At 35.2% G+C, this 24810-nt stretch carries 20 protein-coding genes; 8 read left to right on the forward strand and 12 right to left on the reverse strand.

Annotated elements, in window-relative coordinates; translation table 11 throughout:
- Nucleotides 1-10: 10 nt before the first annotated feature.
- The 8 genes from NO995_RS15730 to NO995_RS15765 all read right to left on the reverse strand — a co-directional run bounded on the left by NO995_RS15730 (nucleotide 11) and on the right by NO995_RS15765 (nucleotide 7801).
- Nucleotides 11-2263, reverse strand: coding sequence for a TonB-dependent receptor (locus NO995_RS15730; RefSeq protein WP_258228332.1), 2253 nt, complete (start codon nucleotides 2261-2263; stop codon nucleotides 11-13).
- An 88-nt stretch (nucleotides 2264-2351) separates the two neighbouring features.
- Complete coding sequence (locus NO995_RS15735) at nucleotides 2352-2648, reverse strand: hypothetical protein (RefSeq protein ID WP_258228333.1); 297 nt, start codon at nucleotides 2646-2648, stop codon at nucleotides 2352-2354.
- Between the two features lie 38 nt (nucleotides 2649-2686).
- Nucleotides 2687-3184: a DUF6787 family protein gene (locus NO995_RS15740; RefSeq protein WP_258228334.1), complete on the reverse strand. Its 498-nt coding sequence runs from the start codon at nucleotides 3182-3184 to the stop codon at nucleotides 2687-2689.
- A gap of 33 nt (nucleotides 3185-3217) precedes the next feature.
- On the reverse strand, nucleotides 3218-3658 hold the full coding sequence (locus NO995_RS15745; RefSeq protein WP_258228335.1) for a DUF6146 family protein: 441 nt from the start codon (nucleotides 3656-3658) through the stop codon (nucleotides 3218-3220).
- Between the two features lie 160 nt (nucleotides 3659-3818).
- Nucleotides 3819-4457 (reverse strand): DUF937 domain-containing protein, encoded by a 639-nt coding sequence (locus NO995_RS15750; RefSeq protein ID WP_258228336.1) that lies wholly within the window; start codon nucleotides 4455-4457, stop codon nucleotides 3819-3821.
- 105 nt (nucleotides 4458-4562) lie between these two features.
- On the reverse strand, nucleotides 4563-5513 hold the full coding sequence (locus NO995_RS15755) for a D-2-hydroxyacid dehydrogenase (RefSeq protein ID WP_258228337.1): 951 nt from the start codon (nucleotides 5511-5513) through the stop codon (nucleotides 4563-4565).
- 80 nt (nucleotides 5514-5593) lie between these two features.
- Nucleotides 5594-6658 carry a 3-phosphoserine/phosphohydroxythreonine transaminase gene (gene serC, locus NO995_RS15760; RefSeq protein ID WP_240573353.1) on the reverse strand — a complete coding sequence of 355 codons (1065 nt, stop codon included), beginning with the start codon at nucleotides 6656-6658 and terminating at the stop codon, nucleotides 5594-5596.
- A gap of 84 nt (nucleotides 6659-6742) precedes the next feature.
- Nucleotides 6743-7801 carry an acyl-CoA reductase gene (locus NO995_RS15765; protein ID WP_258228338.1) on the reverse strand — a complete coding sequence of 353 codons (1059 nt, stop codon included), beginning with the start codon at nucleotides 7799-7801 and terminating at the stop codon, nucleotides 6743-6745.
- A gap of 179 nt (nucleotides 7802-7980) precedes the next feature.
- On the opposite strand from NO995_RS15765, the gene NO995_RS15770 reads away from it, so the two are divergent.
- Entirely contained in the window at nucleotides 7981-8334 is a 354-nt protein-coding gene (locus tag NO995_RS15770; protein ID WP_240573351.1) for a 4Fe-4S dicluster domain-containing protein, read from the forward strand.
- A gap of 71 nt (nucleotides 8335-8405) precedes the next feature.
- On the opposite strand, the gene NO995_RS15775 is transcribed toward NO995_RS15770, so the two are convergent.
- Nucleotides 8406-11096, reverse strand: coding sequence for a TonB-dependent receptor (locus NO995_RS15775; RefSeq protein WP_240573350.1), 2691 nt, complete (start codon nucleotides 11094-11096; stop codon nucleotides 8406-8408).
- Between the two features lie 162 nt (nucleotides 11097-11258).
- Between NO995_RS15775 and NO995_RS15780 the strand changes: the two genes are divergently transcribed.
- Nucleotides 11259-11759, forward strand: a complete 501-nt coding sequence (locus tag NO995_RS15780) for a hypothetical protein (RefSeq protein ID WP_240573349.1) — start codon at nucleotides 11259-11261, stop codon at nucleotides 11757-11759.
- Between the two features lie 114 nt (nucleotides 11760-11873).
- A complete protein-coding gene (ychF, locus tag NO995_RS15785) occupies nucleotides 11874-12968 on the forward strand; it encodes a redox-regulated ATPase YchF (RefSeq protein ID WP_258228339.1) in 1095 nt (364 codons plus the stop codon).
- 78 nt (nucleotides 12969-13046) lie between these two features.
- Here ychF and NO995_RS15790 read toward each other — a convergent pair whose 3' ends face one another.
- Nucleotides 13047-14954, reverse strand: a complete 1908-nt coding sequence (locus tag NO995_RS15790) for a peptide-N-glycosidase F-related protein (RefSeq protein WP_258228340.1) — start codon at nucleotides 14952-14954, stop codon at nucleotides 13047-13049.
- Between the two features lie 21 nt (nucleotides 14955-14975).
- Complete coding sequence (locus NO995_RS15795; protein WP_258228341.1) at nucleotides 14976-16262, reverse strand: transglutaminase-like domain-containing protein; 1287 nt, start codon at nucleotides 16260-16262, stop codon at nucleotides 14976-14978.
- A 240-nt stretch (nucleotides 16263-16502) separates the two neighbouring features.
- Between NO995_RS15795 and NO995_RS15800 the strand changes: the two genes are divergently transcribed.
- From NO995_RS15800 to NO995_RS15815, 4 genes are all read left to right on the forward strand, one after another.
- On the forward strand, nucleotides 16503-17408 hold the full coding sequence (locus NO995_RS15800; protein WP_258228342.1) for a DMT family transporter: 906 nt from the start codon (nucleotides 16503-16505) through the stop codon (nucleotides 17406-17408).
- Between the two features lie 122 nt (nucleotides 17409-17530).
- Nucleotides 17531-19381: a DNA topoisomerase IV subunit B gene (locus tag NO995_RS15805; protein WP_240573344.1), complete on the forward strand. Its 1851-nt coding sequence runs from the start codon at nucleotides 17531-17533 to the stop codon at nucleotides 19379-19381.
- Nucleotides 19382-19542: 161 nt separating this feature from the next.
- A complete protein-coding gene (locus NO995_RS15810) occupies nucleotides 19543-19686 on the forward strand; it encodes a hypothetical protein (RefSeq protein ID WP_240573343.1) in 144 nt (47 codons plus the stop codon).
- Between the two features lie 9 nt (nucleotides 19687-19695).
- Nucleotides 19696-22293, forward strand: coding sequence for a DNA gyrase/topoisomerase IV subunit A (locus tag NO995_RS15815; RefSeq protein ID WP_258228343.1), 2598 nt, complete (start codon nucleotides 19696-19698; stop codon nucleotides 22291-22293).
- Here the strand turns inward: NO995_RS15815 and NO995_RS15820 are convergent.
- Nucleotides 22290-23087 carry a TerC family protein gene (locus NO995_RS15820; protein ID WP_258228344.1) on the reverse strand — a complete coding sequence of 266 codons (798 nt, stop codon included), beginning with the start codon at nucleotides 23085-23087 and terminating at the stop codon, nucleotides 22290-22292. The genes NO995_RS15815 and NO995_RS15820 overlap by 4 nt on opposite strands.
- 112 nt (nucleotides 23088-23199) lie before the next feature.
- Here NO995_RS15820 and bshC point away from each other — a divergent pair, with 112 nt between their 5' ends.
- A complete protein-coding gene (gene bshC / locus NO995_RS15825; RefSeq protein WP_258228345.1) occupies nucleotides 23200-24801 on the forward strand; it encodes a bacillithiol biosynthesis cysteine-adding enzyme BshC in 1602 nt (533 codons plus the stop codon).
- The last annotated feature ends 9 nt before the right edge of the window (nucleotides 24802-24810 follow it).

Below are 24810 nucleotides of genomic sequence, written 5' to 3' on the forward strand. Positions count from 1 at the left end.
TTTTTGTAGGTTATAATTGATATTTTAATCCAATATTAATGTTTCTACCCATATTAAAAATGCCGTCTGGTTTTAAACGCGACAGGTGATTGATATAGGTTTTATTCGTCAGGTTCGTACCAGAAATACTTAAAGTAGCTTCATTTTTAAATAAATTAAAACTTCCGCCAAATCCTGCACTAAGTAAGTTGTAACCATCGGTTGAGGTTTCAAAGGTGCTTACGTTATTTTGATTAAAGGTACTTGCTAATTTCACAAAGGTATATCCATTTTTAAGCCAAGGTTTTTCAAACTCAACTCTTAAAACATTGCTTAAAGAGTTCGCTGGAATTAACGGTAAATATTCATCATTAGCCTGTTTTCCTGTTACTGTTTCAAAGCTTGATTCGATGTGTAGCCAGTGTATAGGGTGCGGGTGAATATGTACACCTACTTCACCACCATATAGCTTGGCATCATTCTGAATATAATCGTAAACCGGGGTGTCGTCTATTGTATTTCCGTTTGGCGATAAGTAAATATAGTCATTTACCTTGTTGTAAAATCCGTTGACAAAAAACTCAACGTGTTCGTTTTTAAATTCCAGAGCAATATCGGTTTGAAAATTTTGCTCGTTGTTTAAATCTGCATTACCAACTTCGTAACGATTGGATCCATGGTGAATACCATCGGAAGTTAATTCGGCTAAATTAGGCGCTCTAAACCCAGAAGCGAAATTAACGCGTGCGGTCAGGTTTTTAAAGATGTTAGTTTTAAATCCTAAGGCACCATTAAAACTATTAAAATCCCGGTTTAATCCGGAAACAACGTTAATGTTTCGGTTATCGTAACGTGCACCAAGCTGAATATCGATAGCTTCAAAATGAATATGAGAGGTTCCCATAACACCAAAATCGTTGGTTGTTGCATCGGGAATTAGTTGTTCTTCACCGTAGTTGGTGTTTACCTGATTCATGCCTTGAACACCCACGATGGTTTCAAACTTACCTAATTGAGGTAAGGTGTATTTTACATCGTAATTGGCCGTTTTTAATTTCATTTGAAGCGACGGCACTAAAATTTCATGGTCTTCGTCATGTTCATCTTCGTGGTGTTCTTCTTCTTCATGTTCTTCGTGTCCTTCCTCATCTTCATCATGATGGTGCTCGTCTTCAAATTCTTTTCTATCGTTGTAAATATAACCTAAATTAATATCTAACTTCGAGTTGTTAAAGAAGATGGTAGATTTAGAACTGAATACATGATTCGTTATATTTTGGTATCCAAGCATTGGTGTTTTTAGAGTAGATTGTACACCTATTTCTTCAGGAATACCTAGCTTAGAATTGTTTACATTGTATCTGAATTCCGTTTTAAAGGTATTAACCTGATAACCAATTCCGGCTTTAAAATCCTGCTCTCTGAATCGTGTATTGGTTACACGGTATTCGTCTGTATCGTAATCGGAATGTTCAGTAAGACTTCCTCTAAATAACAATTTAAAATTATTTTCAGATGATTTGTATCCGGCACTTGTGTTAAATCCTTGTGTGTTGCTGTAATAGTTACCACTAACATCTCCACTTGATGTATTGTCTTGAGCAAATTTTTCCGGGTTTAAATATAAAACACCACCAAGCGCATCACTACCATAAAGTAAGGACGCCGGGCCTTTAATAACCTCGACACTTTCCACACCGTTACTGCTAACTCCAAGACCGTGCTCGCTACCAAATTGCTGATTCTCCAGACGAACACCTTGGGTGTACACTAAAACGCGGTTAGAACTTAAACCACGAATTACAGGTTTACCAATACTTAATCCGGTAGTTACACTTTCCACACCGGCAATATTGCTGATGCCCTCTGTTAAATTTACAGCGCCGTTGGCATTTAAATTTTCAACAGAAGCACGTTCAACTTTCATAACGTTTTCACTTTGTAACTTATGAAATGGCGTAGAAATAATAATATCTTCCATTTCAATAGCTGAATATTCCAAACGTATTTCAATGAATTGCAGATTTGGGATATTAACAGTTAAGGATTTGGTCTCATAGCCTAAAATAGAAACCACCATTTTATAGTTTCCTGATGGTAAATTCTCTAAGCTAAATTGTCCGTTTTCGTCTGTAATTGTTCCTTTTTCAAGGTCTGATAGGTATATGTTTGTAAATGCTAAACTTTCGTTTGTTTTGTTGTCTACAACAAGACCTTTTAACGAATGTTGTGCATAAATATTAGTCATTGCTAAAAGCAGCAATGTATTTAATAATAATCGCATGTAAAGTATGTTTTAAAAACCAATTAAGGCTTTTGTAATTTAATAATATGTTGACACTAATTTCTTTGTTAGTGTGTTAGGTTCATTATTAAATAAGGGCAGGAGGACCACGTAAAGCGGTTTGTAAGCGTTGGTAATCACTTAGAAAATGGTATTGAGAAACAATTTCTGGTGATTGTTCTTTTGGAGTAAAAATAGTGTACTCAAAAAGATTAAATGTGTATTGATGATGAACTTTGTACTTGTAAAAGTCACAATCGGTATCCAGTTTGTGAAGGTGGGTTGTTTTTTCACCTTTACAAATATCGTGTTCATGATGTGCAAAAAGATGGGCGAACTCAAATACAGCAGGCTTCAATAGCGAAATAGCCAAAAGCAATGCCATGGTTTTAAAAATAATATTTGCTCTAACTTTTTGTTCCACTAGCTTAAAAAACGCTTAAACCCGATACGTTTCAATAATTTTTTTACAAAGGTCCAAAAAAAGTCGAATTGACCAAAAATCCAACCGATAGAAACTAATAAAATCTGATAAAAAATTAATCCGATGATGATATAAAGTATCCAATAAAGACCTGAGCCCAGATTTTCTTTAGTAATCCCGATAAGTTTCATTAAGGGTTTGCTGACATATAAGGAAGACGACCCCGTAACAGCAAAAACAATATAAATTCGAATAAATTCCCAACGGTAATTTACTTTCCATTTATTTTCCAGTTTTTTAAATGTAAAGAGCACAAACTTTATAAGTAGAAAATAAATAACCACGCTCAATAAAATATTGAAGATAATATGAGATTCTTTAATGAAAATATAAGATAATTTAAACGCCGAATACGCCAGAATAAGAACTCCTAAAACAGGGAAGAGGAGCTGCCAGTTATGTTGTATTTGCCAACGTTCTTTAAATTTTTGCACCATAAAAGTCTTGTACAACAAATGTAGTTAAAGTCCTTAAATTCTGGGAACAAAACCTGCTAATTGTTGCTTGTAGGTTAATTGAAAATAGATGAAATAATTATAGAGTTTGTAATTTACATCATAACCGTAATCGATTTGAGGTTGGTAGTCGATTTGCATTTCGTATAAATTGGGATTATAGCGTTGAGGTTGTATGACTCTGCTATTCCATTCGGTAACGTAAATACGATTTCTGTTTTCTAAATATTCTTGAGAATAGAAGCCTTCCGGTTTTGCTCTGCTGGCTAGCCAGAAATTAAAACCAGGTTCAATTATGATAATTTCATATTCTAAATCGTCATTGGCTATGGTAACGGTATCGCTGAGTTTCGTCGCATCCAATTGTTCATTGGTATTTGCAGTCGCAGCAGGTTTTGAAGTATTACATCCAATAATGAATCCAAAAGTAAGCAGTATGTATACCAGTGTTCTCATAAGATGTTAATTGTTACCGTTTGTGTAATAGTCTGAATTCTTTCATTAAAATTACAAAAACTGAAAATTTAAATAGCTATAGTTTCAGGTTTTAACAAAATAAAAAATGCCAGAATATTTTATCTGGCATTTTTTATTTTCAATGAGAAATGGCTATTTATTATTTTCCGAAAAGCCCGCCAAGCATGCCGCCAAGACCACCTTTCTTTTTGTCACCACCTAAAATCATACCAGCAACATCGTCAATCACACTTCCGTCACCATCGGCATCTAAAATAGTCGTTAGAAAACTTTGCTCACTTTCAGCAGAATTTCCTCCAATTAATCCGCCTAATAGGCTGTCTAAACCACTTGAATTATTAACGTTTTGTTGTTTCGCTTGATTTCCTAACATGCCCATTAAAATAGGAGCAGCTACTTTTAATATTTGTGCAACCGAACTTGCATCAATTCCGGCTTTAGCACCTAATGCATTTTCCACAGTCTGTTGCTTGTTGCCTAACACGTGGCTTAAAATTTTTCCTCCATCCTGAATGATATTGTCGTCTACGCCACCTTTAAACAAATCGCCCAGATTATCTAAAATACTACCGTCGTGTTTTCCACTACTTAAAGCACCTAATAAACCTTCTGCACCCTGTGGAGTAGAAGCATTACGTTTCATAGCTTGCATTAAAACCGGTAGAGCCATAGTTAAAACGTCTTGTGTTTTACTTTCTGACTGATTGGTTTGGTTTGAGACACCGTTAATAATTGTTTTACCTATATCGCTGTTTAGTAAGTCTAAAATACCTGACATGTTTTTAATTTTAATATTAATAGTTATTTGGTTTTTGAAGGTACAAAAAAAAAGTCCCATACATATGTATAGGACTCAGATATAACCTAAAGGTCACATTAAATTTTAACCAAGAATGCTGATGATTTGCTCAGCTAACTCAGTTCCAATTCTATCTTGCGCTTCGCTAGTCGCTGCACCTGTATGAGGAGTTAACGACAAAGAAGCATTCATTAATAACTGAATTTCCGGAGTTGGTTCTTTTTCAAAAACGTCTAAAGCAGCACCAGCAACTTTACCAGATTCTATAGCGTTTACTAAAGCAATTTCATCAACCACACCACCACGAGCAGCATTAGCAATAAATACACCATCTTTCATTAATTCGAATTCTGGAGCACCAATAACGTATTCTTTTTGAGCAGGTACGTGTAAAGTAATGAAATCGGCTTGTTTTAAAACGTCTTCCTTAGAAATTGTATTGATTTCGAAGTTTACTTTTTGTCCGTCGAAAAACTCTAATTCTAAGTTCGCTTTTTCCAGGAACGGATCGAAAGCGATTACTTTCATTCCTGCTCCTAAAGCTACTTTTGCAGTTGCCTGACCAATACGCCCAAAACCTAAAACACCTAAAGTTTTACCTTTTAACTCAACACCTTTACCATAGGCTTTTTTTAGCGCTTTAAACTTAGTGTCTCCTTCAAGAGGCATTTCTCTGTTAGAGTTGTGTAAGAAACGTGCTAAACCATAGAAATGTGCAAATACTAATTCTGCTACAGAGTGAGATGAAGACGCAGGTGTATTGATTACAGAAATACCTTTTCCTTTAGCGTATTCTACATCAATATTATCCATACCAACACCGCCACGACCAATGATTTTAATACTTGGACAAGCATCAATAAGGTCTTTGCGTACTGTTGTAGCACTACGTACTAATAAAACACTAATTTCTTTTTCGTTAATATAGTTTATTAACTGTTCTTGAGCTACGGTAGTAGTAATTACTTCAAAACCTCCTTTTTCAAGAGCTTCAATACCACTGTTTGAAATACCGTCGTTTGCTAATACTTTCATTTTATTTATTTTTTGTTTCCTTACAATCGGAAACCTTAATTGTTCGGTTTATTAATTGTTAGTCGGTGTTTATTTAAAATTTAAGCCTTGTTTTCTAATTCACTCATTACTTCAACAAGAGCCTGAACACTCTCGATAGGTAAAGCGTTGTACATAGAAGCTCTGTAACCACCAACACTACGGTGACCATTAACGCCGCTAATACCTGCTTCTTTAAGCATAGCATCGAAAGTTTCTTTTAAATCTTCGTTTACCAGGTTAAAAGTAGCGTTCATAGGCGAACGATCTTCTACAGCAGCGAAACCTTTAAATAAAGGGTTAAGATCTATTTCAGAATACATTAATGTAGCTTTCTTCTCGTTAGCTTCTTCAATAGCAGCAATACCACCTTCATTTTTAAGCCACTCTAAAGTTAACATAGATGTATAAACGGCAAAAACAGGAGGGGTGTTAAGCATACTATCAGCTCCAATGTGTTTTTGATAATCTAAAATAGCTGGAATATTACGAGATACTTTTCCTAAAAGATCTTCTTTAACAACGACTAAAGTTGTTCCTGCAGGACCCATATTTTTTTGAGCTCCGGCATAGATTAAATCGAATTGTGTAAAGTCTAATACACGAGAGAAAATATCACTACTCATATCGCATACTAAAGGCACATTTGTAGTAGGGAACGATTTAATTTGTGTACCAAAAATGGTATTGTTAGACGTTAAGTGTAAATAATCTAAATCTGAAGGAACGTTGTATCCTTTTGGAATATAGTTAAAGTTAGCATCTTTAGAAGATACAACTTCGATAATGTCACCAATTTTTTGAGCTTCTTTAATAGCTTTTTCACTCCAAGCACCAGTATTTACATAACCCGCTTTTTTCTCTAAAAGATTCATTGCAGTCATTAAAAACTGTAAACTTGCACCACCTTGTAAAAATAGTACTTGATACCCTTTACCTTCTAAGCCTAATAATTCTAAAACTAAGGCTCTTGAGTGTTCCATAATGTCAATAAAAGCTTTACTTCTATGAGACATTTCAATTAAAGATAAACCTTCGTTATTATAATCAATTACGGCTTTGGCAGCCTTTTGCAACACTTCTTGTGGTAAAATGCTTGGTCCAGCACTAAAATTATGTTTTTTCATTTCTGTTGTAGAGTTGTTGATTTTAAGGATACAAAGTTGCTAATTAATTGATGATTTACTACTGAAAATTCAATAATTTTTTCATTAAATTGATAATAAAAATTCAACAGAATCGACACTATCCGCATAATCCCAAAGTTCCGGTTTTTGAGTCGCTCCAAAAGCAATTTCTTTTTCACTGAATCCTTTAGCAACAATACATTGAATTTGCTTTTCGTCTGCTTCTAATTTTTCCTTCAATTGTTCCAGGCTATCGTAATATTCATAAAAGACCGTAGCAATGGGCGAAGCATAACTTTGGTCTTCTTTAATCATTAAAAAACCATTTTCAAGCATATCAAACTCACTCATCAAATACACGGCTTTATTATAGTCATAATTATTGGCGTATTTTGCCTTTTCTATAATGGGATGCCAGTTGTACATGGCATTAAAAAAGGCATCAAAATCATAACCTTTTGGGATGAATAGTTTTGATACATTTCTGCAGCCTAATCCATAATATCTAAAAATGTCTTCACTTAAGTTCTTAAGTTCCTCCTCAGTTTCATTTCCAGTTAGTACAGCAACAGAATTACGATTGTTGCGAATAATAGACCGTTTGTCTTTAAAATAGTATTCAAAGTATCGTGCTGTATTATTGCTTCCGGTAGCGATAACCGCATCAAAATTTTCAACCTTTTCTTCTGTGAAAGAGATTAAACCTTTGAAATCAGGTTCAACGAATTCTAAATATTTTGACAAATAAGGAAGCAGGTGTTTGTCGTTGCTGGATTGCTTTACTAATACTTTATGACCAGTAATTAAAACCGAAATAAAGTCGTGAAATCCTACTAACGGAATATTTCCCGCCATAATAATGGCTACCTGTTTTTGAGAACCATTTTCTATTTTATAAGGTTTAAGCCAGGTATTTAGTTTCGCAGGAGTTAGTGAATCGCTCCAGCCTTTTAAGGAAAACCTGATGTTTTCAGGCGTAAACCAACCATTGTGTTCTTCGGCTAATTTTAATTGATGTTTAAATCCGTCGAAAAACATGTCGTTCAATTCAACAGTATCTTGTTTTTCGATTGTATCGTTAGAAAATTGACGTATAAAATCTCCTAATTTTACAAAAGCATTAATTCTTTGCTGTAAATTCATTCTGAATTTGGTTATGAATAGTTTTGGCGTTATTTTTGCTTTGCAAAGTTAGAAAAATGTAATGAATCAGGTTTTTTAATCGCCAATTATTTGAGGGTTAAAAACTGATGTTTAAAAGTTTATTGAGCAAGTTTTTTTACATTTTGAAACATTAAAATTTAATTGAACTAGAGAAAGTTATGGCTATTATAATAACTGATGAATGTATTAACTGTGGAGCTTGTGAGCCGGAATGTCCAAATACTGCAATTTATGAAGGTGCAGACGATTGGCGTTACAAAGACGGAACAAGTTTAACAGGAACAGTAGTATTAACTAACGGTACAGAGGTTGATGCAGATGACGCACAAGAACCAATAAGTGATGAAATTTACTATATAGTACCAGATAAATGTACAGAGTGTAAAGGGTTTCATGATGAGCCACAATGTGCTGCCGTTTGTCCGGTAGATTGTTGTGTGCCTGATGATGACCATGTTGAAACTGAAGAGGAGCTTTTAGCTAAGCAACGCTTTATGCACCCGGAAGATTAATCGAAAGAGATTTTTATAAATAGAAAACCCAAGCTTTAAAGCTTGGGTTTTTTTATGTTGTATGGTTGTGTTTACAATTTAAAGCTCAATCTTCCAAAAAGATAAGTTCCGTCTGAACCCATTTGAACAGAATCGGCTAAACCACCCTGATCTGTCCAGCCATCAAATTGAGGTGTTGGATATTTGTTTAATAAATTGTTGGCTCCAATACTTATTTTAAGCTTTTCAGAAAGATCGTAACCAACACTTAAATCTAAGACTATGGAAGCTTTGTAAATATCGGTAGCAACTTCATATAAAGCATCGGCTTCTGCCTGAGTTGTTGCAGGAGAATCTACCCATTGAAAGTCTTGTAATTCAACTTTACTAAATTGAGTAAGGGTAAGGTTCGCATTAAATTTAGAAGTTGCATAGCCTAAATTCAACCCAAATTTATAATCAGGTGCAGCGGCTTTCAAATAGGCTTGAGAGAATGGTCCGAAGAATGTAAACTCATTTAAATCACCATTATGGATGTCTTTAATTTTTAAGTCATTTATATTACCAATAAGTCCCACTTTAATATTACCATCACTACCAATTGGAGTATCGTAACTTAGTACAATATCAACTCCACTGGTTCTGGTATCAACACCGTTGGCGAAAAACTGCGCAGCATCTACCTTTAATGGCCCTAAAATGGTTTGGTCGGTAAAGTTGTCTGTTAAGATGATGCGATCATCAACGGTAATGGAATAAGCATCAACTGTAGCAGTGAAATTACCTGCTTTAAAGGTGAATCCTAAGCTGGCATTAAATGCTTTTTCTTCGTTTAGCTGACCAATACCAAAGGCTTTGGTAACGGTACTGTTGTTTGCAGATAGAAGGGAAGGTACAGACTCTCCGGCTACAATATTGGTGAAAATAAGGTTGTAATATAATTGTGCTAACGAAGGCGCTCTGAATCCTGTAGATATGGATCCACGAAGCGAAAAATCTTCACTTATTTTAAATCTGGTAGCTAATTTACCATTAAAAGTATTTCCAAAATCGCTATAAGTTTCGAATCTAACTGCCCCAGCCAGCATAAAGGCTTCACTGATGTTGACTTCGGAATCTAAATAAATCCCATAATTGGTTCTGCTGCGATCTACTTCGTTAGCTGGGCTGTAACCTGGAAATCCTTGAGATCCGCCAGGTAAATCGTCTCCATTGGCATCTGTTGCTACCGTTTGAAGTGCTGGATTTGTTATGACTACACCATTTTCATCATATAAGCCATATGAAGGAATTTCTCCTGAAAATATTCCGAAGTTTTCGGTTCGGTATTCAAAACCAAAGGCCAAACTCACACCAGAAAAGATATCGTCATAATAATTACTAAAGTCAAGTCCTGTTGTGTTTTGTGATAAGTAATGGCCACCCGCATCAAAATCGACAGGAGAGGCATTTTTCATCGAGGCGTTATTACTGTTTTTTATGAAATAATGAAAGTTGTTTTTTCCGTAGGTGTTATTAAAATCAACATTCCAGCCATTTTGCATTTCATGTCTTACACCAACGGATACTGAGGCATCGGTAATATTGGACGTAATTCTTGGAGTGAATCCATCGGGGTACAAACTGGGAACAGAACGGTTATCGCCATCGTCAAAAGAATCTCTTGAAAACGCATTGGCGTTGGTGTCTCTAAAATTTCGACCACCAAAGGCATAAATTTCTGTGTTATCATTCACAGGAATTGATGAATTAATCATAAAATTGAAGCCATCAACACCCGCACTACCGTAACCTTTTCGCCAAGAAAATCCTGGTCTTAAGGTGTTTTCTTTTGAAAGAAATTCGGTTGTAATGTTAATATATCCGCCATCATCAGTTAAGGCTAAGCCGTAATTGGCGTCAATTTTTACAGTTTCACCATCCCAGTTTTTATCTTTTCCGTCTAAGCGATTTTTGCCTTCTACATTATAAAGTGTTTCACCTGTGGCTTCTTCCCAGCCATCGCCTATGGCTGTACTGTAAGCGCCATAGGTAATTCCGCCAGAGAATCCATCGGTATTATCCCTTAGAACAATATTAATTACACCGGCAATAGCATCAGATCCGTACTGCGCTGAAGCACCATCTCTTAAAACTTCAATTCTTTTAATGGCATTGGCAGGAATGGCATTTAAATCGGTTCCTGAATTACCGCGTCCCCGAGTTCCGAAGATGTTTACCAAAGAAGATTGGTGTCTGCGTTTTCCATTTATTAAAACTAAAGTTTGATCGGGACCTAAACCGCGTAAGGATGCCGGAACAATATGATCGGCACCATCGGATCCTGATTGCTTGCTGGCGTTAAAAGAAGGGGCAGCGTATTGTAAAATATCATTGACTTCCACCTTTCCTGTAGTTGAGGCTATTCCGGAAACATCTAAAACATCCACAGGGACTGGTGTGTCGGTAGCTGTCCGTTTAGGGCTTCGAGAGCCCACCAGAAGAACTTCGTCAAGACTAACGCCTTCCTCTAAAATGACATTTATTTTTGTTTGATTGTTAACAGGGACTTCTTTTGAGTCAAAACCTACGGAGCTGAAAACTAAAATGGCATTACCATCAACATCAATAATAAATTCGCCATTAAAATCCGAAGTAGTCCCGCTACTGGTACCTTTCACGACAATATTAACCCCCATAAGAGGTTCTCCTGAATTGTCTGTTACCGTACCTGAAACGCTTAGTTGAGCAAAAGAAAATGTTAAGCAACATAGGCTTAACAGCAGTGTAAAAATACTTTTCATATGAAACAATGGATTGGTTAGTAATATAAAGATAATCAAAAAGTTAATAGAATTGTGTGCTCTTGAAATTCCTTAGAAAAGGAGGTTTTTTAGATTTATTTAACATAATCAGAATTTAAACCATATTGTTTTTAAGATGTCTTAAGGCTTAAAAACAAACCGATGACTAACAAATACATGCGAATTATACATCGCTATTTAGGATTCTTTTTAATAGGAATCATGACCGTTTACGCCTTAAGTGGTGTGGTGTTAATTTTTAGAGATTCAGATTTTTTAAAGATTGAATCTGAAGTTGAAAAACAGCTACAGCCTAATTTGCCAACTAATCAACTAGGGCGGGAATTAAAAATCAGGGATTTTAAAGTAGCCAAAGAGGAAGGCGATGTTTTGTTCTTTAATAATGGGGAATATAACAAAGCAACAGGAGAGGCTAAATTCATTCAAAAGGAACTTCCATTAGTTTTAAATAAAATGACTAAGCTTCATAAGGCGAAGTCGAAAGATCCATTGTTTTATTTGAATATTTTCTTCGGGGTATCGTTGTTATTCTTCGCAATATCATCATTTTGGATGTTTATGCCTAAAACACATATTTTTAGAAAAGGTATGTATTTTACCGTTTTTGGAATGGTGTTAACTTTTATCTTGTTATTCCTTTAGTTTTAATTTTGTAGATATTGCGTCGATATTCTTAAAATAATTGAAGAATTAACTACATTTGCACTCGCAAAAACGAAGACCTAAGTCTTAATATTTTATCTAATATTTAAATACATGAAAGCAGGTATTGTAGGATTACCAAACGTAGGGAAATCAACTTTATTCAATTGTTTGTCTAATGCAAAAGCACAAAGTGCGAACTTCCCGTTCTGTACTATCGAGCCTAATATTGGGGTGGTAAACGTACCAGATCCGCGTTTGGAAAAATTAGAATCTTTAGTTAAGCCAGAGCGTGTATTGCCTGCAACTGTAGAAATTGTAGATATTGCAGGATTAGTAAAAGGAGCAAGTAAAGGTGAAGGTTTAGGAAATCAATTCCTTGCAAACATTAGAGAAACAGATGCTATTTTACACGTATTACGTTGTTTTGATAACGATAATATCGTTCACGTTGATGGTAATGTAAACCCTATTCGAGATAAAGAAACTATCGATATGGAGTTACAGTTGAAAGACCTTGAGACTGTTGATAAGAAATTAGATAAAGTGAAGCGTGCTGCTAAAACTGGTAATAAAGAAGCTCAAAAGGAAGAGGCGGTTTTATTACAAATTAAAGCTGCTTTAGAGGAAGGAAAATCGGTTAGGGCTTTAGAATTTAATGAAGATGATTATGAAGATTTCGTGAAACCAGCACAGTTTATTACAGAAAAACCAGTAATGTACGTTTGTAATGTAGATGAAGGTTCTGCGGTTTCTGGAAATGAATACGTTGAAAAAGTTCGTGAAGCGGTAAAAGATGAAAAAGCTGAAGTTTTAGTGCTTGCCGTTGGAACAGAAGCTGATATTAATGAACTGGAAGATTACGAAGAGCGTCAGATGTTCTTAGCTGATATTGGGTTAGAAGAACCGGGGTCTTCAAAGCTAATTCGTGCGGCTTATAAATTATTAAATCAGCAGACGTATTTTACGGCAGGTGTAAAGGAAGTACGTGCATGGACCGTAAATATTGGTGCTACTGCACCTCAGGCAGCTGGAGTAATCCACTCAGATTTTGAAAAAGGTTTTATTAGAGCTGAGGTAATTGGTTATGATGATTATGTAACTTACGGTAGTGAAAGTAAAATTAAGGAAGCTGGAAAAATGCGTGTTGAAGGAAAGAATTACATTGTTAAAGATGGTGATGTAATGCATTTCTTATTCAACGTTTAATAGAAAAATTTTAAATCATATTATAAAATCCTGTATTGGTCCTCAATACAGGATTTTTTATTTAAAAAGAATAATGATCTAAATTTTATTGAAACGACGATTCATTATATGTTTTCCATCCATATGGATTTCCATAACATACCTTCCTTCTTCTAAATGGCTAACATCTAAATCAGTTTTGGAATCTTTAATATTGTCGAAGTCATGTTCTTCTATAAAAACGCCATCTTTGGTTAATCGCACTTTTAGTTTACATGCTTTATTGGCTGTTGTGAAAATGCTCAGACTATCTTTAGTCATGCGTGGATAGATGGTTACAGAATATTTTAGTCTGTTTAAATCGGTTTTTGCAGATTTGCTAACTCTAAAGGTGTAGTTCTGCTCGTTGCCAAAATCGTTTTCAAAGGCATGCAATATATTGTGATTTATATCCTTTAGTTGAAGCCTTCCAAAGCCAGCTTTTCTATTATACCAGAACTCTAAACCGTCACCAACCGTATCGGTTAGTTTTAATCTGTATTTGCCTTCAGCTAAATTTAAAGTATCGTAATACTGCGTTGCAGCTTCAAGATTATTAGGTGCTTTTTCAAAAATAATAGTATTGTTTTCGTTTACAATAGTAAGGTGGTTTTCTCCTGGATTGTTATTGGTTAAAAAGTCTACAACTAGATTGGTAGGCAGGGTTGGGATATCATCAAATTCTGAAGTTAATGTGTTGTCTCCAGTCCATTCATCTTTTTTGCCGTTTGGATTTGTTAGTGTAACAGTAAAATGATTAACACCTGATTTGTATTCGATGTGATTAGGAATTGTTATCACTGTAGATTCGTAAAAAGGAAGATGGCCAACCCAGTCGAAGCTTTTTTCTTCAAAACCTTCCGTTTTATAAGAGATTGTAACCGATGTTAAAGGTGCTTTTCCTAAGTTTCTGATTTTAATTTTGGGTTGAAAACCTTTCGGATTTTCTCTATTGAAAGCTTCATCGCTGTTTGGGGCTATGATGTCTTCAATTTCAACATCGTTAGTATGATTTGGTGTTTTGTATTGAAAGAAATACGAGGTGATTTGTTCTTTGGGCTGGTTGATATTATTAGCTGAAAAAGGCATCATATTTAAATCTAACACATGGCTGCTTTTAGTTAAAGGCATATCTATAATATCAGGAAGTTGTAAATCGCCCGGACACCAATCGGCGCGGTCGTAAATCCATGTGCCGCCTTGCGGGTATAACGGATTGTCGCTACATTCTTTCCATAAATCGCGCTTGTCAATTGTTTTGTTATCAAAAGTTAATTCGCGCCATCGGCTGCAAAATTCACTGCAACCACTCGGGCGATCCATGCCGTGTCCTGTATGCTGAATTCTGAAACGTCCAAAGTCAGCATCATTTTGTTTTTTAATAGTTATCGGTTTTAAGCTATTTTCAATATCATTTTCTGGGTTGCCGTATTCAAAATTACCTTGCCACATCTCTTTGACGGAAACAAAATCGGCAACTGCCGGACCAAAATCTATTTTAAAGCCAATGGTTAAATCCCAGCCAGTTTCAGACGATTCATACCCAGAATGTACATAAGCCACCTGAACGCTATCGTGTAAAAAGGGAGCAAAGTCGGTAACATCGGTTTTCCAGGTATAGTTCCAGCCTTCTTTAAAACTGCTTCCGTAAGGTGTAAGCATACGTCCGATTTCAAATTCACGCTCGTTATTATTTTCATCTATACAGGTAATTTTCACCCGATCCATGTAATCCCAATGCGCTATTTTCATGTGCTCTGGGTAAGCCAGTGTTAGATACATGGTCACTTTCCTAATGGCTTCAGATTTTGATGGAAATGTTGCCCATTCGGTAAATGTATTAACACCTTCTTTGGGATTGGTGGTTATTGTAGTTTTGTTGTGTGCAATAACATGAATGCTTTCCTTTTTCGGTGTTTTGTTGCACGCTATAAACAGAAATAAAAAGCCTAGTATAGAGTGTTTCATGAGGTAAAAGGATTTTTGACGTTATTCTAAAATCAATTTAAATTCTTCGTTTGGCTTTTCGTCTGTTTTTATGGAGAAGCTTTGTTCAATATTGTTCTTAATATTGCTCACCACAATTTTATAGTCTGTGTCTTTTTTTAGTTTAATTTTTAAGAATTTATTCATGTCGTCGGTTGGACGAGGCGAGTAGCCAAAATCAATAATTTTATCATCTAAGTAAACATCAACTCTGCAATCTAAACGAGAGTCGCTTTGTGAAGTATTCTCATTTTTAAAAACAACAAAATTTGCTATAAGTTCATCGTCTGCAAGTTTTGAATTCTCTATAGATTCTTTGTAAAGATCAATATAACGTTGGGTAACATTTACGCCATGTATATAAGGCTTTTCGTTGTTTTCGTCAGCTTTTCTTTTCCATTCTTTTAAACTTTTCAAGGTTTTAGGGTTTAAAAGGGTTGTGTCTAAAGTTTTCAATAGGAATTTTGCAGCTCTGCCTGCGTAATAATATTGCCCTGTGGGTTTGTAGGATACCGCGTAAATCCAGTGTAGTGGGTTGTTGGGGTCTGCTTTACCGGCATCCGCTAAAAACCAGGATTTGTTTAAATCGTCAGGGTAGTATTCTATAAATTTCCATTCGTTATCAATCCAGACTTCACACCAGGTGTGGTTGCCTTTCATGTTGGTCCACATGGCTGTTCCTGCTAATCGGGAAGGAATACCAACGGAACGAAAAGCATCTGTTAATATTATAGATAATCCAGTACAAGTGGCCATATTTTCAGACATGGCTTCTTTTGGACTGGAATCAACAATCGATCGTTTTATGTTGTATTCAACATTAACCTCTTTATTAATAGGTTTGGCAATGGCGAAAATAGCATCCTTTAAATTGGTTTCGTATTCCACATATTTTGAAAAACGTTCGTAAAAGTCTTTTCGCCAAGGGTCACGGGTTTCGGCAACATTGGTATATGGTAAAACATCATTGAAAAAGATAGAATCGGGCAGCGTTTTGCACCAAGGAAAACGCTCCCGAGCTTTATAGGCGTATGCGGCATTTTCTAAAAGGAAGTCAGCTTTTAAAGTAGTTAAATCGCGCTCGGGCATATAACTTATTAAAAACGCCATACCTTCTTTTTGGTTTTTTGGAGCATCAGTTAATGCCTTTAAAATTTCGGGTGCGTTGTTATTTGCTTTAACTAAGGCGCTATCTAATAATGGATAATAGCTTTCGGGAATATCTTGGTATTTAGATTGGCAGCTTATTAAAACAGTTGCTGTAATAATTGATAAAACTAATTTTCTCATGTTTTGGGTTAATATGTGTGAATGTGTCAAATTATGAAAAAGGTAAAACTTAGGCTTTCAATTTTCGACTAACAACAGGTTTGCTTGTCTGAACATCGTAATATTTTGTTATATCTAAGAGTTGTTTTAAAATAGCGTTATACCTTCGCGCTGTGAAATGAGCTTTGCAATACATTTGAAGTTAGTAAAAATGTTACAGGCTAATTCCATCTGACAATAATATCAAATAGAAATCAACAGATGAAATCAAGACAATCTTTTATCTACGGTGTTTTAATAGGGATACTGGCGGTGGTATTATTTTCTTCAAAGGCCGTAATGGTAAAATTGGCTTATCAATACAACGTTGATGCTATAAGTGTGCTATTGTTACGCATGTTGTTTTCATTCCCTTTTTACATTATTATAATTTATATCTACAGGAATGAAAAAAAGTCTTTAGAAGTGACCCGAAAAGATTACGTATGGGTAGTGTTTTTTGGTTTTGTGGGGTATTATTTAGCGAGTTATTTTGATTTTGTTGGACTGACTTATATTAAGGCAAGTTTAGAGCGTATTATTCTGTTTATCTATCCAACTATTGTATTGTTTTTTAATAAGTTTTTTTTGAAGAAACCTATAACCAAAGTGCAGGCAGGAGCGATACTGTTAACATATATAGGGGTAGTTATCGCCTTTTGGGATGAGGTTGCCATTTCGGGAAATGACACCTATTTAGGAGGTTTTTTAATTTTTTTAAGTGCCGTGACCTATGCGTCGTATTTGGTTGGAACCGGATGGCTAATTCCTAAATTTGGAGTGGTAAAGTTTACATCTTATGCTATGTTGGTATCATGTATATGTGTGTTTATTCATTATGGATTTATAAATGAAATTGATTTATTAAGTTTTCCTTGGCAGGTTTACGGTTACGGATTTTTAATTGCGGTTTTTGCAACGGTTATTCCGTCGTTTTTAGTGTCAATGTCCATTAAGTTAATCAGTTCGTCAAACTTTGCGATTGTTGCAGGTATTGGGCCAATATCAACAATCATTCTGGCATCCATCTTCTTAAATGAAAAATTAACATTGTTGCAATTTTTTGGAGCATTAATAGTTATCATTGGGATATTATTTGTCAGCCTAAAAAAAGAATCAAAAAATTAATTTCGAGGTTCTTAACAAAATACACCCTTAATATTGTTAATTATTTTGTCGAAATGAGGTTTCATTTTTTCGCGGAGTGTATTATATTAGCATCAAATCTCACTTAACTTACTGGAAATTTTATGGCAGAAGAAACCAATTACACCGAAGATAATATACGTTCGTTAGACTGGAAAGAGCACATTCGTATGCGTCCAGGGATGTATATCGGAAAACTTGGTGACGGATCTTCTCCTGACGACGGTATCTACATTTTACTTAAGGAAGTTCTAGACAACTCGATTGATGAGTTTGTAATGGGGGCTGGAAAGAATATTGAAATTTCTATTCAAGGCAATAAAGTTATTGTTAGAGATTTCGGTCGAGGTATTCCGTTAGGTAAAGTTGTAGACGTGGTGTCTAAAATGAATACCGGTGGTAAGTACGATTCCAAAGCCTTCAAGAAATCGGTAGGATTAAATGGGGTAGGTACCAAAGCGGTAAATGCCTTGTCATCTTATTTCAGAGTAGAATCGACACGAGATAATAAATCAGCTTCAGCGGAATTTGAAAAAGGCGAGTTAACCAATCAGGAGTTTTTAGATGAAACCTCACGTCGCAAAGGAACCAAAGTATCCTTTGTACCTGATGAAACTATTTTTAAAAACTATAAGTTTAGAAACGAGTACATCGTTAAAATGCTTAAAAACTATGTATATCTGAATCCGGGTTTAACCATAGTTTTTAACGGAGAAAAGTATTTTAGTGAGCATGGTCTTAAAGATTTATTATCTGAAAATATAAATCAGGATGATAGATTGTATCCTATCATTCATTTACGAGGCGACGACATTGAAATTGCTTTAACGCACAGCAAAACACAGTATAGCGAAGAGTATCATTCGTTTGTTAACGGACAAAATACAACACAGGGAGGGACACACTTAAATGCTTTTAGAGAGGCTTTGGTGAAAACCGTGCGTGAGTATTACGGTAAAAACTACGATGCATCCGATATTAGAAAATCGGTAGTAAGTGCCATTGCTATTAAGGTGATGGAGCCTGTATTCGAGAGTCAGACAAAAACGAAATTAGGATCGACCGATATGGGAGGAGATTTGCCAACGGTAAGAACCTATGTTAACGACTTCGTAAAAACTTATTTAGATAACTATCTACATAAAAATCCTGAGGCAGCCGATAAGCTTCAGCGTAAAATATTGCAGGCTGAACGTGAGCGTAAGGAGTTGTCTGGTATTAGAAAATTAGCGAAAGACCGTGCGAAAAAGGCCAGTCTTCACAATAAAAAATTGCGTGATTGTCGTGTGCATTTTGGAGATACCAAAAACGAACGCAATCTTGAAACCACACTTTTTATTACCGAGGGAGATTCGGCATCCGGAAGTATTACTAAATCTCGTGATGTCAATACACAGGCGGTATTCAGTTTAAAAGGTAAACCGCTTAACTGTTACGGTTTAAGTAAAAAAATTGTATACGAAAACGAGGAGTTCAACCTGTTACAGGCCGCTTTAAATATAGAAGAGTCTTTAGAAGATTTACGTTATAACAATGTGGTAATTGCAACCGATGCCGATGTCGATGGGATGCACATCCGTTTGTTATTAATTACCTTCTTCCTTCAGTTTTTCCCTGAGGTTATTAAAGAAGGACATCTATATATATTACAAACCCCATTATTCAGGGTAAGAAATAAAAAAGAAACCATTTATTGCTATACGGACGAGGAGCGTGTTAACGCGATTGAAAAATTAAAGCCAAAACCTGAAATTACACGATTTAAAGGTTTGGGAGAGATATCTCCGGATGAGTTTAAACACTTTATTGGTGAAGACATCCGTTTAGATCCTGTAATGTTGGATAGCCATATGTCTATTGAAGAATTATTATCCTTTTACATGGGTAAAAACACACCTTCAAGACAAGAGTTTATAATTGATAATTTAAAGGTTGAATTAGATATTGTTGAATAAACAGGCTTTTAAATTATTGATAAATCATTATTTCAGGGTTAAATTAAGAATTTGATGATAAAGTTTCGTTAAAGTAGATACAGACATTATAGGTTTAGAGTTAATTTTGTAGTATAAAAATTAATAATTCCCTGTGTTGAGCAGGCTAAAAGCAAAATATAATGTTATACACTTTAGAAAAATCAAGCGAGACAAAAAGAGATTATTCTTATTTACACATTGAAGAACCAAATACAGTAAATAGAAAACGAACCATTAAAATTAAAGGGCGAGTAACGATTAGTGGCAAGCCTAAAGAAAACTAACACATTTAAATGATTGAAGAAGGCGACGATTTAATTAACGAACAAGACGAACCGCAAGAAACAATTACCCGTGTGACGGGTATGTACAAGGACTGGTTTTTAGATTATGCCTCGTACGTTATATTAGAACGTGCCGTGCCTGCAATAGAAGACGGATTTAAACCCGTACAACGTCGTATCATGCACTCCATGAAGGATCTGGATGATGGGCGTTATAATAAAGTAGCCAATATTGTAGGACACACCATGCAGTACCATCCTCACGGAGATGCAAGTATCGCCGATGCCATGGTGCAAATAGGTCAAAAAGATTTGTTAATTGATACCCAAGGAAACTGGGGTAATATCTTAACAGGTGATGGTGCTGCTGCTTCTCGTTATATCGAAGCGCGTTTATCGAAATTTGCGCTCGATGTTGTTTACAATCCAAAAATTACTGAATGGCAGGCCTCTTACGATGGTCGCCGTAAAGAACCTATAAATTTACCGGTTATGTTCCCGCTATTATTGGCGCAGGGAGCAGAAGGTATTGCCGTAGGACTTTCTACAAAAATATTACCTCATAACTTCATTGAACTTATTGAGGCTTCTATAAAGCATTTACAAGGCAAGCGTTTTACAATAGTTCCAGATTTCCCAACTGCAGGAATTGCAGATGTTTCGGGGTATAATGATGGCATGCGAGGTGGTAAAGTTCGTGTTCGAGCTAAAATTTCGCAATTAGATAAAAATACATTGGTTATCACCGAATTGCCTTTTGGGACGAATACATCATCCCTAATCGATTCCATTCTTAAAGCGAACGAAAAAGGAAAAATTAAGATTAAGAAAATTGAAGATAATACCGCAGCACAGGTAGAGATTTTAATCCACCTGCCACCAGGATTATCTCCAGATAAAACTATTGATGCTTTATACGCATTTACCAGTTGCGAGAGTTCCATTTCACCATTAGGTTGTGTTATCGAAGATAATAAACCGTTGTTTATTGGTGTTAGTGAAATGCTTCGTCGTAGTACGGATAATACGGTGCAACTTTTAAAGCAGGATTTAGAAATAAAACTTGGCGAGTTTGAAGAACAATGGCATTTTGCATCATTAGAACGTATATTTATTGAAAACAGGGTATATCGTGATATTGAGGAGGAAGAAACCTGGGAGGGTGTTATTCAGGCTATTGATAAAGGGCTTCAACCACACATCAAGCATTTAAAACGTGCGGTAACCGAAGAGGATATTGTTCGTTTAACCGAAATTCGAATCAAACGTATTTCGAAATTCGATATTGATAAAGCGCAACAAAAAATTGATGCTTTAGAAGAGCAAATTGCTCAAATTAAACATCATTTAGAGCATTTAATAGATTATGCCATTGCTTATTTCACCAGACTTAAAAAGGAATACGGTGAAGGTCGCGAACGTAAAACTGAAATCCGTGCGTTTGATGATGTAGATGCAACAAAAGTGGTTATTCGTAACACCAAGCTTTACGTGAATCGTGAGGAAGGTTTTGTTGGAACATCATTAAAGCGAGATGAGTATGTGTGCGATTGTAGCGATATAGACGATGTGATTGTCTTTACTAAAAACGGTAGTATGATGATCACTAAAGTTGATTCAAAAACGTTTGTTGGTAAAGATATTATTCATGTCGATGTCTTTAAGAAAAGAGATAAACGTACCATTTACAATCTTATTTATCGCGATGGTAAATCAGGACCCTCATATATAAAACGATTCAACGTTACAAGTATTACCAGAGATCGCGAGTACGATTTAACCAACGGTAATAAAGGTTCGGTATTACTATATTTTTCAGCAAATCCGAATGGTGAAGCTGAGGTCGTGACCATTTTATTAAGACAGGCCGGAAGTATTAAGAAATTGAAATGGGATATCGATTTTGCCGATATTTTAATTAAAGGAAGACAGTCTAAAGGAAATTTAGTTACCAAATACGCCATCAAAAAAGTAGAGCTAAAAGAAAAAGGAGTTTCTACATTAAAACCTCGTAAAATATGGTTCGACGATGCTGTACAGCGATTAAATGTTGATGGTCGAGGCGAGCTTTTAGGAGAATTTAGAGGGGAAGATAAACTTCTTATAATTAATCAAAAAGGGATCGTTAAAACCGTTACGCCAGACGTTACGTTACATTTTGATAACGATATGATTGTATTGGAGAAATGGAATCCGAAGAAACCTATTTCGGCTATTTATTACAATGGAGAACGCGAGCTGTATTACGTGAAACGTTTTTTAATTGAAAACGAAGGAAAAGAAGAATCTTTTGTTCCTGAGCATGAAAATTCTCGTCTAGAAATTGTTTCAACCGATTGGTTACCTATGGCTGAAGTCGAGTTTGCTAAAGAACGCGGAAAAGATCGTAAAGATAATTTAGAAATAAATTTAGAAGAGTTTATCTCAATAAAAGGTATTTCGGCAATCGGAAATCAGTTAACAAAAGATAAGGTTAAGCAAATTAACTTGTTGGACCCTTTGCCTTTTGAAGAACCTGAAGAAGTACATGCAGACGACTTAGAAGTTTTTGATGAAGATATAGTTGAAGGCGAGGAGGAAGACGATTCTCAAACTTCATTATTCTAATCGATTTTTCTTTGTTGTTTCTGAATTCTGAAGTTTATAAATTCAACGAATAATGAAAAGGCAATGGCGAAATACAAATAACCTTTAGGTATAGCTCCAACCGTATTTCCAAATAATGTGGTGTGCGACAGGTGAGCAGCTTCAGTAATAAGCATAAAGCCAATTAGGATTAAAAAGGCTAAGCCTAAAATTTGCATACTGGGATGTGCATTGATGAATTTTCTAATCGGGTTTGCAAAGCCAATCATAATAAAAATAGAAATAATCACAGCTATAATCATTAACATCAGATTGTAGTTGTGATTATCATGTAAACCGTTTGTCATTCCAACGGCAGTTAAAATGGAATCAATTGAAAATATAAAATCAATGAGCATAATTTGAACTATAGCCTGCGATAAGCTTTTCAATTTCTTTTTATTTAGTTGGTTTTCATCGTGATGAGGTAATTCTACTTTTTCATGAATTTCAGAAGTACTTTTAAAAATTAAAAAGAGTCCTCCGCCAAATAAAATAATAGCCTGCCAGCTGATGGATATATGTAGCCACGATAATTCTAAAGTATAAAAGGGTTCTTTTAAGCCAATTAAGAAGGTTACGAAAAACAGCAGGATAATACGCTGTATCATGGCTAACAGTAAGCCGATAGTTGTGGCTTTCGATTGCTGTTTTTCCGGAAGTTTATTGGCGGCTAATGAAATAAAGACAATATTGTCTATTCCTAAAATAATTTCTAAAAACGTTAAAGTAAGTAGCGCCATAATGGCATCGCTGGTAAAAAGGAAATCGAGCACGGTTTAAAGTATTAGTTTATAAATTTAAACAAAAACTCTTAACGAAATTTTTAGATTTTACCACTATATTAACTATATCTTTGCATCTGCGTTTCAATTTTTAATATAAACTATGTTATTAGACGGTATTTCATTTAAAAACACAGGATATTTTTCGAGTCTTATCTGCGACTACCTGGATGAAAACCCGCAATTGAAACCCTTTTACAATCGTTTTCCCAGCATAGAGAATTTTAAAGGACAAATAGAAGAAAAAGCATCTAGCTTTAATTTAGATTCAAGATTGACTTTGGTCAAAGCTTTAAAAGAGCAGTATGAAACGGTTGAAACATCAGAATTGACCTTAAGTCATATTGATGCTCTGCAAAACGAAAATACGTTTACTATTACCACAGGACATCAATTAAACCTGTTTACAGGACCTTTGTATTTTCTTTATAAAATAGTCTCGACAATTAATCTTTCCAGAGATTTAAAAGAAGCCTATCCTGATTATAATTTCGTGCCAGTGTACTGGATGGCTACTGAAGATCATGATTTTGAAGAAATAAATTACTTCAATTTCAACGGGAAAAAGGTGCACTGGAACAGAATAGCATCTGGCGCAGTAGGTGAATTATCAACCGAAGGTTTAGACGACGTTTTTAATTTGTTTGATTTAGAATTAGGAACTAGTAAAAATGCCGAATATTTAAAGCAACTTTTTAAATCGGCATATTTAGAGCATGGAAATTTAGCTGATGCCACACGATATTTAGCAAACGAACTGTTTAAAGACTATGGCTTAGTTATCATCGATGCTAACCATAAAACTTTAAAACAACAATTAGTTCCTTATATAAAAGAGGAGTTGTTTAGCAATACCTCCTTTACAAATGTTTCTGAAACAAACGCTCAATTAAGCGCCGTAAGTAGTGATTACACGATTCAAGTGAATCCTCGGGAAATTAATGTGTTTTACATTAAAGAGGGATTACGTGAACGTATCGTATTTGAAAACGAAAGTTTTAGTGTTTTAAACACTGAAATTTCATGGACAAAATCTGAAATAGAAAAAGAGCTTCAGGAGTTTCCGGAGCGTTTTAGTCCAAATGTTATTACACGCCCTTTGTATCAGGAAGTGATTTTACCAAACCTGTGCTACATTGGTGGTGGTGGTGAATTGGCATATTGGTTTCAGTTGAAACAATTCTTTAATAAAGTAAATGTGCCGTTTCCGGTGTTGTTGCTTCGTAATTCAGTATTAATAGAAACCGAAAGTCAGCATAAAAAACTTCAGAATTTAAATATATCAACGACCGATATCTTTTTAAAGCAATCGACGTTTATCAATAAAAAAGTACGTGAAATATCGAATATAGATATCGATTTTTCAGAACAAAAAGATACCCTTCAAAAGCAATTTGAAGACTTATATGCTTTGGCAGAACAAACCGATAAATCGTTTTTAGGAGCAGTAAAAGCTCAGGAAATAAAACAAATAAAAGGTTTAGAAAACTTAGAAAAACGTTTGCTTAAAGCACAAAAGAAGGCCTTGGCAGATCAGGTATCACGAATGACCGATTTGCAAAACGAATTATTCCCTAATCAAAGTTTACAGGAACGTAACACCAATTTCTCTCAGTTTTACTTGGAGTATGGTGCGCAATTAATTCCTGAACTTATTAAACATCTTAATCCTTTAAATAAGGAATTTTCTCTTTTAAAATTATAAATAGTAAGC

Source organism: Aestuariibaculum sp. M13, assembly GCF_024723255.1.
GTDB lineage: Bacteria > Bacteroidota > Bacteroidia > Flavobacteriales > Flavobacteriaceae > Aestuariibaculum > Aestuariibaculum lutulentum.

Excerpts from the sequence above, each read along its gene's own strand:
- NO995_RS15810 (WP_240573343.1), top strand. The coding sequence starts at position 19,543 with ATGTTATACACTTTAGAAAAATCAAGCGAGACAAAAAGAGATTATTCT.
- NO995_RS15795 (WP_258228341.1), bottom strand. The coding sequence starts at position 16,262 with ATGAGAAAATTAGTTTTATCAATTATTACAGCAACTGTTTTAATAAGC.
- NO995_RS15775 (WP_240573350.1), bottom strand. The coding sequence starts at position 11,096 with ATGAAAAGTATTTTTACACTGCTGTTAAGCCTATGTTGCTTAACATTT.
- NO995_RS15765 (WP_258228338.1), bottom strand. The coding sequence starts at position 7,801 with ATGAATTTACAGCAAAGAATTAATGCTTTTGTAAAATTAGGAGATTTT.
- ychF (WP_258228339.1), top strand. The coding sequence starts at position 11,874 with ATGAAAGCAGGTATTGTAGGATTACCAAACGTAGGGAAATCAACTTTA.
- NO995_RS15805 (WP_240573344.1), top strand. The coding sequence starts at position 17,531 with ATGGCAGAAGAAACCAATTACACCGAAGATAATATACGTTCGTTAGAC.
- NO995_RS15770 (WP_240573351.1), top strand. The coding sequence starts at position 7,981 with ATGGCTATTATAATAACTGATGAATGTATTAACTGTGGAGCTTGTGAG.
- serC (WP_240573353.1), bottom strand. The coding sequence starts at position 6,658 with ATGAAAAAACATAATTTTAGTGCTGGACCAAGCATTTTACCACAAGAA.
- bshC (WP_258228345.1), top strand. The coding sequence starts at position 23,200 with ATGTTATTAGACGGTATTTCATTTAAAAACACAGGATATTTTTCGAGT.
- NO995_RS15790 (WP_258228340.1), bottom strand. The coding sequence starts at position 14,954 with ATGAAACACTCTATACTAGGCTTTTTATTTCTGTTTATAGCGTGCAAC.
- NO995_RS15730 (WP_258228332.1), bottom strand. The coding sequence starts at position 2,263 with ATGCGATTATTATTAAATACATTGCTGCTTTTAGCAATGACTAATATT.
- NO995_RS15800 (WP_258228342.1), top strand. The coding sequence starts at position 16,503 with ATGAAATCAAGACAATCTTTTATCTACGGTGTTTTAATAGGGATACTG.
- NO995_RS15745 (WP_258228335.1), bottom strand. The coding sequence starts at position 3,658 with ATGAGAACACTGGTATACATACTGCTTACTTTTGGATTCATTATTGGA.
- NO995_RS15740 (WP_258228334.1), bottom strand. The coding sequence starts at position 3,184 with ATGGTGCAAAAATTTAAAGAACGTTGGCAAATACAACATAACTGGCAG.
- NO995_RS15750 (WP_258228336.1), bottom strand. The coding sequence starts at position 4,457 with ATGTCAGGTATTTTAGACTTACTAAACAGCGATATAGGTAAAACAATT.
- NO995_RS15735 (WP_258228333.1), bottom strand. The coding sequence starts at position 2,648 with ATGGCATTGCTTTTGGCTATTTCGCTATTGAAGCCTGCTGTATTTGAG.
- NO995_RS15780 (WP_240573349.1), top strand. The coding sequence starts at position 11,259 with ATGACTAACAAATACATGCGAATTATACATCGCTATTTAGGATTCTTT.
- NO995_RS15755 (WP_258228337.1), bottom strand. The coding sequence starts at position 5,513 with ATGAAAGTATTAGCAAACGACGGTATTTCAAACAGTGGTATTGAAGCT.
- NO995_RS15815 (WP_258228343.1), top strand. The coding sequence starts at position 19,696 with ATGATTGAAGAAGGCGACGATTTAATTAACGAACAAGACGAACCGCAA.